Origin of the sequence: Nitrosomonas sp., from assembly GCF_022842015.1 — a bacterium.
Lineage (GTDB): Bacteria > Pseudomonadota > Gammaproteobacteria > Burkholderiales > Nitrosomonadaceae > Nitrosomonas.
The window spans coordinates 1-13,078 of sequence record NZ_JALHQJ010000084.1 but is presented as its reverse complement, the minus strand read 5'-3'; the positions used below and the strand labels follow the sequence as shown (position 1 = coordinate 13,078).

The 13,078-nt window shown below is 44.4% G+C and carries 15 protein-coding genes and 1 pseudogene; 3 read left to right on the top strand and 13 right to left on the bottom strand.

Annotation, left to right across the window (positions count from 1 at the left end):
• The first annotated feature begins 412 nt into the window (after nucleotides 1-412).
• Nucleotides 413-1,117, top strand: a complete 705-nt coding sequence (locus Q0C11_RS13085) for a PEP-CTERM sorting domain-containing protein (protein WP_293008686.1) — start codon at nucleotides 413-415, stop codon at nucleotides 1,115-1,117.
• A gap of 297 nt (nucleotides 1,118-1,414) precedes the next feature.
• Here the strand turns inward: Q0C11_RS13085 and Q0C11_RS13080 are convergent, their stop codons facing one another.
• From Q0C11_RS13080 to Q0C11_RS13035, 10 genes are all read right to left on the bottom strand, one after another.
• Nucleotides 1,415-2,023 (bottom strand): glutathione S-transferase, encoded by a 609-nt coding sequence (locus Q0C11_RS13080; protein WP_293008684.1) that lies wholly within the window; start codon nucleotides 2,021-2,023, stop codon nucleotides 1,415-1,417.
• Nucleotides 2,024-2,057: 34 nt separating this feature from the next.
• Nucleotides 2,058-2,837, bottom strand: a complete 780-nt coding sequence (gene djlA / locus Q0C11_RS13075; protein ID WP_293008682.1) for a co-chaperone DjlA — start codon at nucleotides 2,835-2,837, stop codon at nucleotides 2,058-2,060.
• Nucleotides 2,838-2,923: 86 nt separating this feature from the next.
• Nucleotides 2,924-3,169, bottom strand: a complete 246-nt coding sequence (locus tag Q0C11_RS13070) for a BolA/IbaG family iron-sulfur metabolism protein (protein WP_293008680.1) — start codon at nucleotides 3,167-3,169, stop codon at nucleotides 2,924-2,926.
• A gap of 49 nt (nucleotides 3,170-3,218) precedes the next feature.
• Nucleotides 3,219-3,974: an ABC transporter permease gene (locus tag Q0C11_RS13065; RefSeq protein WP_293008678.1), complete on the bottom strand. Its 756-nt coding sequence runs from the start codon at nucleotides 3,972-3,974 to the stop codon at nucleotides 3,219-3,221.
• A complete protein-coding gene (locus Q0C11_RS13060) occupies nucleotides 3,971-4,888 on the bottom strand; it encodes an ABC transporter ATP-binding protein (RefSeq protein ID WP_293008676.1) in 918 nt (305 codons plus the stop codon). The genes Q0C11_RS13065 and Q0C11_RS13060 overlap by 4 nt, the downstream gene beginning before the upstream one ends.
• A 48-nt stretch (nucleotides 4,889-4,936) precedes the next feature.
• Complete coding sequence (locus Q0C11_RS13055; protein ID WP_293008674.1) at nucleotides 4,937-5,275, bottom strand: STAS domain-containing protein; 339 nt, start codon at nucleotides 5,273-5,275, stop codon at nucleotides 4,937-4,939.
• Between the two features lie 8 nt (nucleotides 5,276-5,283).
• A complete protein-coding gene (locus tag Q0C11_RS13050; protein WP_293008672.1) occupies nucleotides 5,284-5,904 on the bottom strand; it encodes a phospholipid-binding protein MlaC in 621 nt (206 codons plus the stop codon).
• 79 nt (nucleotides 5,905-5,983) lie between these two features.
• Nucleotides 5,984-6,451, bottom strand: a complete 468-nt coding sequence (mlaD, locus tag Q0C11_RS13045; RefSeq protein ID WP_293008670.1) for an outer membrane lipid asymmetry maintenance protein MlaD — start codon at nucleotides 6,449-6,451, stop codon at nucleotides 5,984-5,986.
• Nucleotides 6,451-7,248: a lipid asymmetry maintenance ABC transporter permease subunit MlaE gene (mlaE, locus tag Q0C11_RS13040; RefSeq protein WP_293008668.1), complete on the bottom strand. Its 798-nt coding sequence runs from the start codon at nucleotides 7,246-7,248 to the stop codon at nucleotides 6,451-6,453. The genes mlaD and mlaE overlap by 1 nt, the downstream gene beginning before the upstream one ends.
• Nucleotides 7,241-8,053 carry an ABC transporter ATP-binding protein gene (locus tag Q0C11_RS13035; protein ID WP_293008666.1) on the bottom strand — a complete coding sequence of 271 codons (813 nt, stop codon included), beginning with the start codon at nucleotides 8,051-8,053 and terminating at the stop codon, nucleotides 7,241-7,243. The genes mlaE and Q0C11_RS13035 overlap by 8 nt, the downstream gene beginning before the upstream one ends.
• Before the next feature lie 456 nt (nucleotides 8,054-8,509).
• Between Q0C11_RS13035 and Q0C11_RS13030 the strand changes: the two genes are divergently transcribed.
• Nucleotides 8,510-9,244, top strand: coding sequence for a PEP-CTERM sorting domain-containing protein (locus Q0C11_RS13030; protein WP_293008664.1), 735 nt, complete (start codon nucleotides 8,510-8,512; stop codon nucleotides 9,242-9,244).
• Nucleotides 9,245-9,532: 288 nt separating this feature from the next.
• Nucleotides 9,533-10,369, top strand: coding sequence for a thermonuclease family protein (locus Q0C11_RS13025; protein WP_293008662.1), 837 nt, complete (start codon nucleotides 9,533-9,535; stop codon nucleotides 10,367-10,369).
• Nucleotides 10,370-10,426: 57 nt separating this feature from the next.
• On the opposite strand, the gene Q0C11_RS13020 is transcribed toward Q0C11_RS13025, so the two are convergent.
• The 3 genes and pseudogenes from Q0C11_RS13020 to Q0C11_RS13010 form a co-directional block, all read right to left on the bottom strand.
• Nucleotides 10,427-11,044: a hypothetical protein gene (locus tag Q0C11_RS13020; RefSeq protein WP_293008661.1), complete on the bottom strand. Its 618-nt coding sequence runs from the start codon at nucleotides 11,042-11,044 to the stop codon at nucleotides 10,427-10,429.
• Nucleotides 11,045-11,046: 2 nt separating this feature from the next.
• Nucleotides 11,047-12,309: a peptidoglycan-binding domain-containing protein gene (locus Q0C11_RS13015; protein WP_293008660.1), complete on the bottom strand. Its 1,263-nt coding sequence runs from the start codon at nucleotides 12,307-12,309 to the stop codon at nucleotides 11,047-11,049.
• Nucleotides 12,310-12,520: 211 nt separating this feature from the next.
• Nucleotides 12,521-13,078, bottom strand: a pseudogene (locus Q0C11_RS13010) (M18 family aminopeptidase); the annotation flags it as partial.

The window sequence follows — 13,078 nt, the reverse complement described above, 5'->3', positions numbered from 1 at the left end:
CAGTAGGTGAAGGCCGTCCGATATCGAAGATTACGATCATTGTATCAATCGTATTGCTGATTGCGGGCGCTGCTGCTTTTATGATGATGCGTAAAAGTAAAACTGAAGGGCAAAGCACAACCTAGAAAAGACTTAACTTTCCTTATCGGCAATAAGAAGGCACAAATTAACTTTGTGCCTTCTTATTGAGCTAATAGGAGCTTATTTTAGAGCTTACCCAGAAATTTAGCGCACCATCTGAGCTTCCAAGTTATCATTTCGATGTGAGCTGGATTGACATGAACGAGTAAGCACTATTTTTCTGATTGTCCAGAATTGGTTGACCACATTATAATTTGCGAATAAAGTCCTACTCGCGATGGTATTGACAACTAATGACATCTCCACTTCAAAACAAATTCAGGGAGAATAAATGAAATCAAAGTCATGTATAACCATTTGTGCCGCAATCGCGTTTTTCTTTCCCAGTTACGTTATTGCCAACACGGTCATAGATTTCGAGCAATCGTTGCCCGGTGGTCTTGTGGCGACATCGTATGTGCAGAGCACGATCGTGCCAGCCTCTGCCCGGGTGACAGACCAGTACCTTAATGTTGGCCTAATAATTGATGGAGCGGCATTGGTTGCATTACCCTCCGGGTCTGCTCCTTCGGGCTTTAACGGACTCGCCGGGATCGACGGCAATGGAAGGATAGACTACGACACGCCAGTGTCGTTTTCCTTTTTCGCTGCTGGCAATGACGGAGTACTTGGAACTACGGATTTTTTTGGCTACTCCGCTGATTTGTTTGGAAGCAGCGGAAACATCATCACGATCTCGGCCTATGGTCTTGATGGTTTACTCGTTGGGCAGGCGAGCTATACGGAAACTGGCAACTTCACAACACCACTTACTATCAGTGGCGTGGGGCAATTTCACAGCGTAACGGTTGACCAAACTCTCTACAACACATCCAGCGGCGGTATCGCACTGGACCTTGTTCAGTTTGGAAATATTTCTATTGCTGCGATTCCAGAACCCCAAACCTACGCGATGCTTTTAGCTGGATTAAGTCTACTCGGTTTTATGGCGCGTCGAAAGAAACAAAATATTCAATCTGATCACAAAGTATTGTGACGAAATTTGGATTCCTGGAAGTACCTGTATGCTGCCTCAAATAGTGTGAGATGTGCATGCAGTGATACCCTATCACCGTGAAACAATCAAACCGAGAGAAACTCTGAGTAACCCCCATATGTCATTCCGAGCAAAGTGAGGCATCTCTGGTGCTCAATATCATAGATTAGCTTGCCAGGCTCGAAATGACAGTTATTCAGAGTTTCTTTAAAGGAGGAAGTGCCTAATAAAATTTCTGTGCATTTGACACTATGATGCATTGCCCACCTCGAATACTTTTTCAGCAGTATCAGTCTGTTAATCAACTTCTTTCTGCATTACGCTTTGAAACAATTCAGATTCAAGTAAACAATTCAGCCATTGAGTCAGACAATTATATTGTGAAGCATAAAACCAATCCGGGTTGACATTACAAAACTGCCGGATGAAAGGAAAGATGGCCATATCAGCCAATGTATAGCGGCCATACAGCAGGTAACCGTCCTTACTCAACCGTGTATTCAGGTCAGCTAAAAAGGGTTCGGCTTGTTCGCGGTAATAAGCCTCAGAATGCTCGGGAAAGCGAACGGCATACTTGTAAAGATCCAACGCCGGTTTAAACGATTCGTCATTTTGCGTAATCAAGGACATAAGTTCGTTCGATTTTTCCTGATCGCTTTCCAGCCAGCACTCAGGATCATTGATGGAAAGCGCCCACTGCATGATGTCCAGACTTTGTTCGAGTACATTTCCATCGGCAAACTTTAATACCGGCACAGTGCCTTTCGGTGAGCATTCCAGCATTTCTCGCGGCTTGGCGCGCAGACTGACTTCCTGCATCGCCACTTCGACTCTGCTGACTTTAATGGCCAATCGGGCACGCATCGCATAGGGGCAACGGCGGAATGTGTACAGCAGTGGTTTCATGATTCAATTGAGTGATTGAGTCGATTAAGAGGTCCTACCGATTTTGGTCCCGATTCTTTTTAATTAAATCATAGGCAGTCTGGACTTCTTGGGCTTGTTCTGTGGCCATTGCGACCATCTCCTCCGGTACACCCTGCCCCATCAATTTATCTGGATGGTATTGACTCATTAATTTTCGATAAGCCCGTTTGATTTCCTGATCTGTACTATTCTTACTGACGCCCAGCGCTCGGTATGCATCCTCCAGTGCACTGGGTGAGCTTGTCTGTCCGCCGGCAAAGTGCATTTGATTCTTCACCATGTCGATTAGCTGATCGAATGCCACCTGATGATACCCAAGGTGCCCGGCAATCTCGCGCAAAAGCGCCTCTTCGACGGAATTCAATTGTCCGTCCGATAATCCCATAATGATCAAATACACCAGCAACATTTGTTTCAAGTTGCTGGATGCGCCACATACAGAGAGAAATTGATTTATTTGCGGATGAATATCATAGTTAGTCGATGCACCTTGCTTGAATAAAGCAATGGCTTTTAAGCGGTGCTCGTGCGTCATGCCAAGTTTCTGCATGAACAGCTCCACATGCGACACCTCAGTCTCAGAAACACGTCCATCGGATTTAGCCAGCTTTCCCATCAATATGAAAGTGGTTTCCAGAAACAACGACTGGCGGCGCGTAGCGTTAAATGGATTCATCCCACCTGAACCGTACGCGTTAAATCGATCTATAAAGCTTCCAACAAAATAGCCCAGGAAAATGCCCAAAAAGCCAAAGATGAAAAACCCGACGAATGCACCAAGTAATCTAAACAATGAAATTCCAGATCAATAAATAGGGATGGTTATAAATTATTCTTTGATTGAACGATGTCAACCAAATTGTCAGTGATTTATATGCATCATTGGGAAGCTGCTGTCCATTGTTCAGGTGTCAACGTTTTCATCGATAGTGCATGAATTTCCTGCTTCATTTTATCGCCCAGTGATTTGTAAACTAACTGATGTTGTTGTACCACATTCTTCCCATTAAATTCAGAACTGACGATCAGTGCATGAAAATGAACCCCGTCGTCTCCCTCCACCTGCACAAGTTCACAGGGTAGTGATGATTCAATATATGTTTTAATTTCCTCTGCGGTAAGCATTTCAATTCTCCTTCATGCGTTATGCATATTAAAGTAAAGCAAAATTTTTTTATTGCCTCAGTTTATATCCGCTTCTGAGCAGATTGATGGTCAGAGCAGATATCGCTATCAGGCACATAGAAACAATCAATAAGCTGATATGAGGCGAAATATCCGATATACCAAAAAAACCGTAGCGAAATCCATCAATCATATAAAAGAATGGATTAAGGTGAGATAAATACTGCCAACCGGCTGGCAGTGAATGAATGGTATAGAAGACGCCTGATAAAAATGTGAGGGGTAAAATTATAAAATTCTGAAAAGCGGCTAATTGATCAAACTTGTCTGCCAGAATTCCTGCAATTAATCCCAGTGCGCCCAGTATCGCACTTCCCAGAATGACAAACAATAGTGCCCAAAGGGGTAATAGTAGCGGAATATCAAAAAATATCAATGTGACCAGATAAACGCCCAGACCCACCAAAAGCCCCCGAACAATGGATGCCAGAATATAAGCAAAAAATATGGCACGATACGTGATGGGCGAAAGCAGTACAAATACGATGTTGCCGCTAATTTTGGATTGAATCATGCTGGAAGATGAGTTTGCAAAGGCATTCTGGATCACTGACATCATGATCAATCCCGGAATTAGGAAAACGACATACGCTATTTCCGGATAAACTTCCACCCGCGTCTCTAACACGTGAAAGAAAACCAGTAAATACAGTAAAGTGGAAACCATCGGCGCTATGATGGTTTGAAAACCAACTTTCCAGAAACGTAATAATTCCTTATGTAGCAGGGTAAAAAAACCGGTCATTGTAATTTTTTTCCGCTATTTCTGATGAGACTAACAAAAGCATCCTCCAGATCAGGTTGCTGCAAATACATCTCCTGTATGTGTATATTTTCAGATCTCAAAGCCGACAGAATAAATTCTATGTGCGCATAATTATCTATTCGTAGTTCATACAAACCATTAGTGCAACTTTTCTTCAGCGGTTGGAGCGCCAATGGTAAACGATCAGGCAGCGGCCTTATTCTCACCGAATTGCCTGCAGCCAGTTTTCCAATCAGACTTTGCGTGCTATCCAACGCAATAATCCTACCGTCCTTGAGCATCGCCACACGGTTGCACAGGGTTTCCGCCTCTTCCAGGTAATGTGTGGTCAGAACAATCGTATGCCCATCCTGGTTAAGTTGCTTGATAAAATCCCATAAGGTTTGGCGCAATTCAACATCCACACCCGCTGTCGGTTCATCCAGAATAATGACTGGCGGCTTGTGTACCAATGCTTGTGCAACCAGAACACGCCGCTTCATGCCACCGGACAGGGAGCGCATATTCGCATGGGCCTTGCCGGTTAAATCGAGGCGTTCAATAATTTCGTCCACCCAGCGATTATTGTGTTTTATCCCGTAATAGCCCGATTGGATGAGCAAAACTTCGCGTACGCTGAAAAAAGGATCGTATACCAATTCCTGTGGAACGACCCCCAGATTCCGCCGTGCCTGCTGGTATTGTGTAATAACGTTGTGTCCCATCACATTGACTGAACCACTATCGGCCAAAGACAAGCCGGCAATAATATTGATCAGCGTTGTTTTTCCGGCACCATTGGGACCCAACAATGCAAAGAACTCCCCTGGGAGAATCTCCAGATCAATATCTATTAATGCGCGCACCCCCCCAAAATCTTTACATACGCGCTTGATTTCAATCGCAGATAACATCGTATAGGGAGTTAAATTATAAGAAACTTCAGAGACAGCAGAATCGTATCAAGATGTGCTTTGGGCTGTGGCTGGGGGTGGCGGAATCGGAATTAATTCCGCCACCCCATATAACTGAATCAGGCTGGTGAGATTTTCAGGCACGTTAATAAACTGCAGCGTATGGGTATTTTTGCGTGTTGCGCGCAACCATTCAAGCAACATGCTGACAATGGTTGAATCGACTTCAGACACTTTCTCCAGATCAATCGTTAATGGCTGATCATCAAACAGCGCAATTCCTTCTTGCATCAACCGCACAACATTACCAATCGTGACCGGACCTTGCACAATAACTCTGTTGTTATCACGAAAAATCATTGTGGCGTAAGGATCGGATCGGCTCACTGTCACAACTATCTTTTACCCTCAAGCGACTTGTTTTTATCCGACAAGGCCTTCAAAAGCCCTTCCACGCCGCCTTTGCGAACCTGACTGTTGAAACTTCCACGATAATTTGTCACTAGGCTCACACCAGCCACTGTAACATCATAGACTTTCCAGCCATCGGGTTTCTTCTCCATACTGTAATCAATCGGAACGGGCTCTTTTCCTTTCCCTTGAATCACCATGGTACGCACCTTGGCTTCAGTACGATCACCTAAATCAGGTAATGGATTCACTTTAATCGTTTCATCATGATAACTTGTCAATGCGTTGGAATAAGTGCGTACTAGCAGTATGCGGAATTCATTTACAATCTTATTTTGCTGCTCCGGCTGGGCTTTGGACCAATGCTGCCCCATTGCAAGCTGCGTCATGCGCGAAAAATTGAAATGTGGCAGAATTTTAGCCTCGATCAAATCGAACATTTTTTCTCTGTCGCCGCTTTTCAGCTCTTCATCTTTCTGGATAATCCCGATCACTTCCTTCACTGTTCTATCCACTAGTCTGTCCGGTGCTAGATCTACTGACCAAGCAGACGATGCCACCAAGTTAGCAAACATGAGTATCATTAACCCGAGAAACCTTTTCATTATCACCTCACCAAGTTTTTAATCGTAAATCGTAATATGCAATACTAACCAACCAGAATAAAATTAACAATCCATTGAATTAGAAAGAATCATCTTCCGCCGCTTTATTAAATAAAAAGCGTCCGATTAATTCCTCAAGCACCATGGCAGAATTGGTTTTCATTATTTTATCACCCTCTTTGAGCTTCACTTCATCGCCACCTGCAGCCAATCCAATATACTGTTCTCCCAACAACCCTGACGTCAAAATACTGGCAAACGTATCTTTAGGAAATTCAAATTGGCCATCCATGCTCATAGTCACAACCGCATCGTAAGTTTCCGTACTAAACTGAATATTCGTTACACGCCCAACTACGACACCTGCGCTCTTTACTGGTGCACGGATCTTTAAGCCACCAATATTCTCAAAATTCCCGGTGATCACATAACTTTGCGCAGGATTATAAACATTCAGATTGCCAACCTTAAGACTCAGGATCATGAGCGCAATGATACCTGTAATCACAAACACACCCACCCATAAATCCATCGTTGTCCGCTGCATTAACTCACCCCTCTAAACATAAAAGCGGTCAAAATAAAATCGAGTCCTAAAATGACTAATGAAGAAGTGACTACCGTGCGCGTAGTCGCGCCGGATACGCCCTCTGCCGTCGGCGGTGCATCATATCCTTCAAAAACCGCAATTGCGGTAACCGCCACACCAAAAAAACAACTTTTAATGAAACCATTTAATATATCAAACCGGAAATCAACCGCACTTTGCATTTGCGACCAGTAAGAACCTTCATCCACGCCGATGAATAACACAGTAACAAGATATCCACCAAAAACACCCATTACTGAAAACATCGCTGCCAAAAACGGCATGGAAATCACGCCAGCCCAAAACCGCGGAGCGACGACACGGGCAATCGGGTCAACCGCCATCATCCCCATTGCTGCCAATTGTTCGGTTGCTTTCATCAAACCTATTTCTGCAGTAATGGCAGAACCGGCCCGGCTGGCAAACAATAGCGCTGCTACGACCGGGCCCAACTCACGCACCAAAGACAATGCCACCAGCGTGCCAACGGCTGACTCCGAACCGTATTTCTGCAATGTCTCATAGCCTTGTAAACCGAGCACCATCCCCACAAACAAGCCTGATACCACGATGATGATCAGTGACAGCACACCGGTAAAATATAATTCCCGTATAACCAGATTAAATCGACGCAGACTGGTGCCGGATTTTAATAACACCAGAATAAAAAAACGACTGGCAACACCCAGTCGCCAGACGCTTTCGATCGCACGATGCCCAATATTCTGAATGCCGGATATAATCTGCTTAAGCAACGATATCCTCCAGATTCAAATCCTTCCGGTAGGCTTGTGCAGGATAATGAAAAGGTACCGGTCCATCTTCTTCTCCGTGGATAAATTGATGCACAAAAGGTGCAATTGATTCGCGCACTTCTTGAGGCGTGCCTTCGGCAGCTATCACGCCATCTGCAATAAAGTAAACATAATCAACAATTTTTAACGATTCATGCACATCGTGCGTCACTACTATCGAAGTCATGCCGAGAGAGTCCGTCAATCGCCGAATCAGATTGCCAATCACGCTTAACGAAATCGGATCCAGCCCGGTAAATGGTTCGTCATACATGATCAACATAGGATCCAGCGCGATTGAGCGCGCTAAAGCCACACGCCGCGCCATCCCGCCGGATAATTCATTGGGCATCAACTGATGTCCGCCGCGCAAACCTACGGCATGCAACTTCATCAATACCAGATCACGAATCATTGATTCTGGCAAATTGGTATGCTCACGCATCTGGAAAGCCACATTATCAAACACGGACAAATCGGTAAACAGTGCGCCAAACTGAAACAGCATGCCCATTTTGCGTCGCAGCTTGAACAGCGCATCACGATCCAGTTCATGCACCACTTCTCCGGCAAACTTTACGTATCCGGAAGTGGGTTGAATCGCGCCACTGATTAATCGCAATAACGTTGTTTTCCCTGACCCGCTGCCGCCCATCACCGCAATGACCTGGCCGCGCCGCATGGACATATTGATGCCGTTCAGAATCGCGCGCGTAGGATAGGAAAAATTCAGGTCATTGACCTCAATCAAAGTTTCAGATGCCATACTCAATGATTAATTTTTTTGAGAAAAAATGAGCAATAATCGCAGTACTTTTGAAATAATTTAAAATGTTTCTGACACGCCTATGGATAATCGAGGAATACTTGGTGTTGCTTATATCATCAATCGATCAGTCCGATTTAATAGGCGTCAATTTTAATCCACTTTCTTCCAGAAGTTTGGCTTAAATTGCTTTTCGGCGTAGTTTTCTTGTTCCGAAAATATCTGAGTAACTTTCATTTGACATTCCGCACAAAATTATGAATATTTGCAACCAGCACTATAGATTTTTTGTCATTATCAAAATGGCAGCTACTCAGAATACCTTCGAAGAAAGAATCGATAGCTTGCTTCTCCACAAGCATTGACAATTACTTGAATAAAATTGTGGTATAAATCAGTAGCACCGTATATATCTTCCTGGTTAATTGAATAACGATTTAATTGGAGGCAAGAAAAATGAAGAAGTTAAATAATATGCTGAGTTTCGTGCTGCTTATTATTGGAATTTCGATGTCCGGATCAGCATTAGCAGAAATTAACGTATTTGGTTTCAGCAACGATGGCTTAAACACATCCAATGGCCTGAATATTACCACAAACAGCGGAGATTTTTTTTTGCCAATTTCTGACAGCGGTTGGTGGACTAGCTCAAAACATGAAACGCAAAACAAAAATTATATCGCTGGGACGTGTTTTCCTAGCTGTAGTACCACAGATAATCACAACAATTTCTTTACATTCGATTTTTCAGATATCAGTGAAACTATTACTTCAGCATCACTTACTTTATTTACCTACTCAATCGCCGGTAGATCAGTGGACTATCAGCTATTCGATATCACATCCGCATTATCCGAAGTACGTGCGACAGGAACCAATCCTTCAGTTTATAACGATTTAATGACTGGCGTGTCCTACGGGTCGTTCATTTACAATCCGTCGGATAGATTTCAGTTTCGTTCTATCCTATTGAATGCTGATGGAATCTTAGCGTTAAACAGTGCTATCGGTGGTGAATTTGGCATCGGCGGAACGGTAGCGAGTGGCATAGATGGGATACCACTACCACCGATTCCTGAACCAGAAACCTATGCGATGTGGTTAGCCGGATTAGGGTTGTTAGGCTTTCTGGGATATCGTCGTAGAATCAAAGCAGTAAATCCTCTGTTTGTGAGTAGCATAGCGCACTAGTCACTCAACTTATTTTTCCGCATCTCTTCGCAAAATCATTTTGTGGAGAGATCACGCACGATCATTGACATTGATGCAATTAACTATAGTCAGATATGATGGCATCATGCAGGCCAAGTTTTATCTAACTGGATCGTTAAAAAGCTGTCTACATTGCTGATGCAGCGTTAAAAGAAAGTTCAAAATACTCATTTTATTTAGTACTTTGAACTTGTTTTTACCTTGCATCAGAGGTTTCGAAAACGTTTCCCAACGGCTTGCTGCATCCATTTTTTTGAGATATCGGCTATGTTCTTTAGCAAACAGCATTATTTCATCGGCTACCTAATCCTTAGTTTCGTCACATCCATTGGATTCGCAAGCGAAATCTACCGCAGCGTCGATGACCGGGGCCGGATAACCTATTCAGACGTACCCTCAACTGGCGCCAAAAAACTCGATATTGTCAGTCAACCCGGGCGTCATTTACATTCTGTTGTCAGAGTATACGATGGCGACACCATTATATTGGAAGATAAAAAACAGATTCGCTTGTTAGGCATCAACACCCCTGAAATTGAAAGTCGGCTGCGCGCGGAAGAGCCCGGCGGCGTTGCGGCTAAGAAGTGGTTACAGGCCCAGTTACAGGCAGAGAAAGTCTATCTGGAATATGATCAAACCAAGCGGGATAAGTACAAGCGTCTGCTTGCCCATGTTTTTACGCCCGATGGCAAACATATCAACCAGGCACTATTGGAAAATGGCCTGGCCTTCGTCAGTATCATCCCGCCCAATATACGTTACAGCGACAAACTGATTCAGGCGCAGCAGCAGGCTGAGAAACAAAAACTCGGCATCTGGTCCATGCCGGATTATCAACCCAAGTTAATCGCGCAAATTGCCAACCACAACAAAGGCTGGCAGCGATTTACCGGAACCCCGGCATCGATTAAGAAAAGCAGGAAATACACGCGCCTGATATTTGATGATAAGATTGATATACGCATCTTGAATACAAACCTCGATCTGTTCCCTGCACTGAGCACTTATGTTGGGAAATCACTAGAGATTCGCGGTTGGGTATCGCGCAACAAGGATCACTACAGCTTGTTAATTCAACATCCCAGCGCATTAATCATACGATAATCACCTGCTGCAGCTTAAAACTTCCGGCCAGCTTTAATATTTTTGGTGAGAGTGAGGCTATGCCTTATTTTCCAGCAACACATAAGCAACGACCTTGCTTTTCCATGCGCTTCCCCAAAGTTTCTTTGCAGCATCACTCGCTTGATAATAAAACTCATCCCATTGTTCCGGGGGAATGGTTTGGCATCCAAGGCTGGATGTTTTTGTATACCCCCCTCGATGAATGTTAATGCCAAAATTCCCGGTATCCGGGTAGGGTGGATCGCCGTCCCGGATTACCGTAACCGTACCCGCTCGCTGGCAGATAGCTTCATGTGGTTGATTACCATTATGCCGGTCAAAACGGTAAGCCGGCCATAATCCTGTTTTCAGGACTGCCATCCCTTTGGTTTGCTCACTCTTGCCGAAACCGTTGTATATTCTTGAGGGATCGGTATTGCCATTAAAAGCAGAAAAAATATTGAGGGACGGAACCCGCAGAATGATCGCATCATCGTATACATTGCGGTCATTCTGACCGGAAGGGCCAATAGCAGGAAAGAAACCGCGAATCCCCACAATCCATAGCTGAAACTTTTGAAGTTCTACTTTGTGAGGAGTCAGCCATGCTTCCAGCGTTTCAGGAGAGATATTCGGGCGTCCTGCCTGAGGCAATATTTGTACACTACTAGCCATGTCTATTTTCTTCCTGATTCAGGGTATAGCAGAGCCAATACAGTCGGCTCATCAAATTGGCCGGTTACGGTTCTTCCAGTGATGCGTTGCCATTCGCGGAGCGAATTTCTCAGTTCCTCGCTAAATTTTCCATTTATTTTTGCAGCGGGAATTCCCAAGGCTCTTTGCAAACCCTCAATATCATCACCATTTAACCGACTCGCTTCGAAATCGTTCAGTTGGATATCATGCACCGCAGCGACGTTCCCTGGAGATGTAACCACTTGTACTACTGGTACTTCAGATGCTGTAGCAGATTCATCAGGTTTTTTACCGGCCCCGCGAATTGCAAATAGTTTAGAGATAGCATCAAACCAGAATGGCGCACCCAGTGTGGCTGCCAAAGCAGTGAGAAACCAGCCAAGCAAGCTTAAGCCTCGGTTTTGTTGAGCTGGGTAATCAAAAGAATCAAGCCAAGAATCGGGCTGATCTGAAAATGCCCATCCAATAGGTAATGCCAAATTATTGAAGGATTCGAATTGACTCTTAAGGTCCGCAAGTTGTGTTTTGATGATGTTGACATCCACACTTTTATCAACTTCTGGAACAACGTCTACATTGGCGTTTGATTTCTGATTTCGCTCTTCAATATCTTGAAGTTTAGCTTCTGCCATCTGTACCAGCTTTTCCACTTGCGCTGGGTTTTTTTGCAGTTGTTGCATGATATGAATGCTATCCACGTTAAATAACACGGCCAGTGCCAATCCAATCGTAAACAGTGCAACTTGCGCTCGGCGTTTGTACCACCCGCCCACTCTGTCCATGACTTCATTGAAATGAGCTTCGATTTTGGTTTTGAATTTTTCCACATCTCCATGGACTTCATCGAGCATAGGGCCGAATAATTTACCCAAGTGGGTATTTCGGTCATCTAGTTTCTGCCGCAATGCAGCCAATGAGCCATCATTCGATAGCGTTTGAACGAGTACCGCTGAGAAAGTGGCCGACGATATATACGAAGGTCTCGTGCTCCCCGCCGGTGACAGCGAGTCAATCAACGGGTGTTTGTATAGATCTTCGGTAAGACTGGCGTCTTTTATGAAAAATGGTTTAAAAATACCCGGCTTATAGGTTTTCTTGGGCAATTCTCCCAGCATCATTGCAATGCCTTCAAATAACACCTTGCCTCGCATTTCAAGCCACTGGATTATCAACTCATTGACGCCGCTGACTAATCCAGAAAAAAGTGCGTATATCAGAAAAACCGCAATCATAATTTCGAGCATATCGAGCCTCTTTTTATCCGTGTTTATGATGTTTAGAAGAATCAAATCAAGGGCTATTCAGAGTCGCCCGTTTGATTCTCAAACGCATTCCCGCGATGATTATTATATTTTCACAGAATGAAAAGCAGTGAGTTTTCTCACAACGATTAATATTCTTATGAGTTGCTTACGATTTGACACACAGTTTAGTGGCGACAATTCTATCGCGCCGTCAATTACTAAAAAATCGCTTCAGTACCTTAATCATATATTCATGATCCTGCACCCCTGCGCTTTCGCGAATGCTGTGCATCGCCCACATCGGGCAGCCAATATCGACGCTACGAATACCCAGCTGTGCTGAAGCAATCGGACCGATCGTGCTGCCGCAAGGCAAGTCGCTACGATGCGAGTAGCGTTGATAGGGGACATCCGCTTCTTTACACCAGCGAATAAAATGTGCGGTGGAAATACTTTCAGTGCTATAACGTCGATTCGCATTAGATTTAATCGCCGGGCCTTGGTTGACAATCACACTATGGTCAGCTTCATAGGCTGAAGCAAAGTTGGGATGATAAGCATGCGCCATATCCGCGCTGATCAAAAAACTATTCGCTGACGCGCATGACATAGCTTCCCGGTCCGGTGAAGTCGCAATACTGACCCGCTGCAACACATCGGTTAAAAAATTACCGGCAGCTCCGATATGGCTTTTGCTGCCAATTTCTTCATGATCGAAGAAGGCGCAGACCAGCGTACTTTCAGCAGTGTTTATAACAGCATCGTCCAG

Coding starts and splice junctions, on each gene's coding strand:
- Q0C11_RS13030 (WP_293008664.1), top strand. CDS start 8,510: ATGAAGAAGTTAAATAATATGCTGAGTTTCGTGCTGCTTATTATTGGA.
- Q0C11_RS13020 (WP_293008661.1), bottom strand. CDS start 11,044: ATGGCTAGTAGTGTACAAATATTGCCTCAGGCAGGACGCCCGAATATC.
- Q0C11_RS13080 (WP_293008684.1), bottom strand. CDS start 2,023: ATGAAACCACTGCTGTACACATTCCGCCGTTGCCCCTATGCGATGCGT.
- Q0C11_RS13015 (WP_293008660.1), bottom strand. CDS start 12,309: ATGCTCGAAATTATGATTGCGGTTTTTCTGATATACGCACTTTTTTCT.
- Q0C11_RS13085 (WP_293008686.1), top strand. CDS start 413: ATGAAATCAAAGTCATGTATAACCATTTGTGCCGCAATCGCGTTTTTC.
- Q0C11_RS13065 (WP_293008678.1), bottom strand. CDS start 3,974: ATGACCGGTTTTTTTACCCTGCTACATAAGGAATTATTACGTTTCTGG.
- Q0C11_RS13060 (WP_293008676.1), bottom strand. CDS start 4,888: ATGTTATCTGCGATTGAAATCAAGCGCGTATGTAAAGATTTTGGGGGG.
- Q0C11_RS13035 (WP_293008666.1), bottom strand. CDS start 8,053: ATGGCATCTGAAACTTTGATTGAGGTCAATGACCTGAATTTTTCCTAT.
- Q0C11_RS13050 (WP_293008672.1), bottom strand. CDS start 5,904: ATGAAAAGGTTTCTCGGGTTAATGATACTCATGTTTGCTAACTTGGTG.
- mlaD (WP_293008670.1), bottom strand. CDS start 6,451: ATGCAGCGGACAACGATGGATTTATGGGTGGGTGTGTTTGTGATTACA.
- Q0C11_RS13070 (WP_293008680.1), bottom strand. CDS start 3,169: ATGCTTACCGCAGAGGAAATTAAAACATATATTGAATCATCACTACCC.
- Q0C11_RS13025 (WP_293008662.1), top strand. CDS start 9,533: ATGTTCTTTAGCAAACAGCATTATTTCATCGGCTACCTAATCCTTAGT.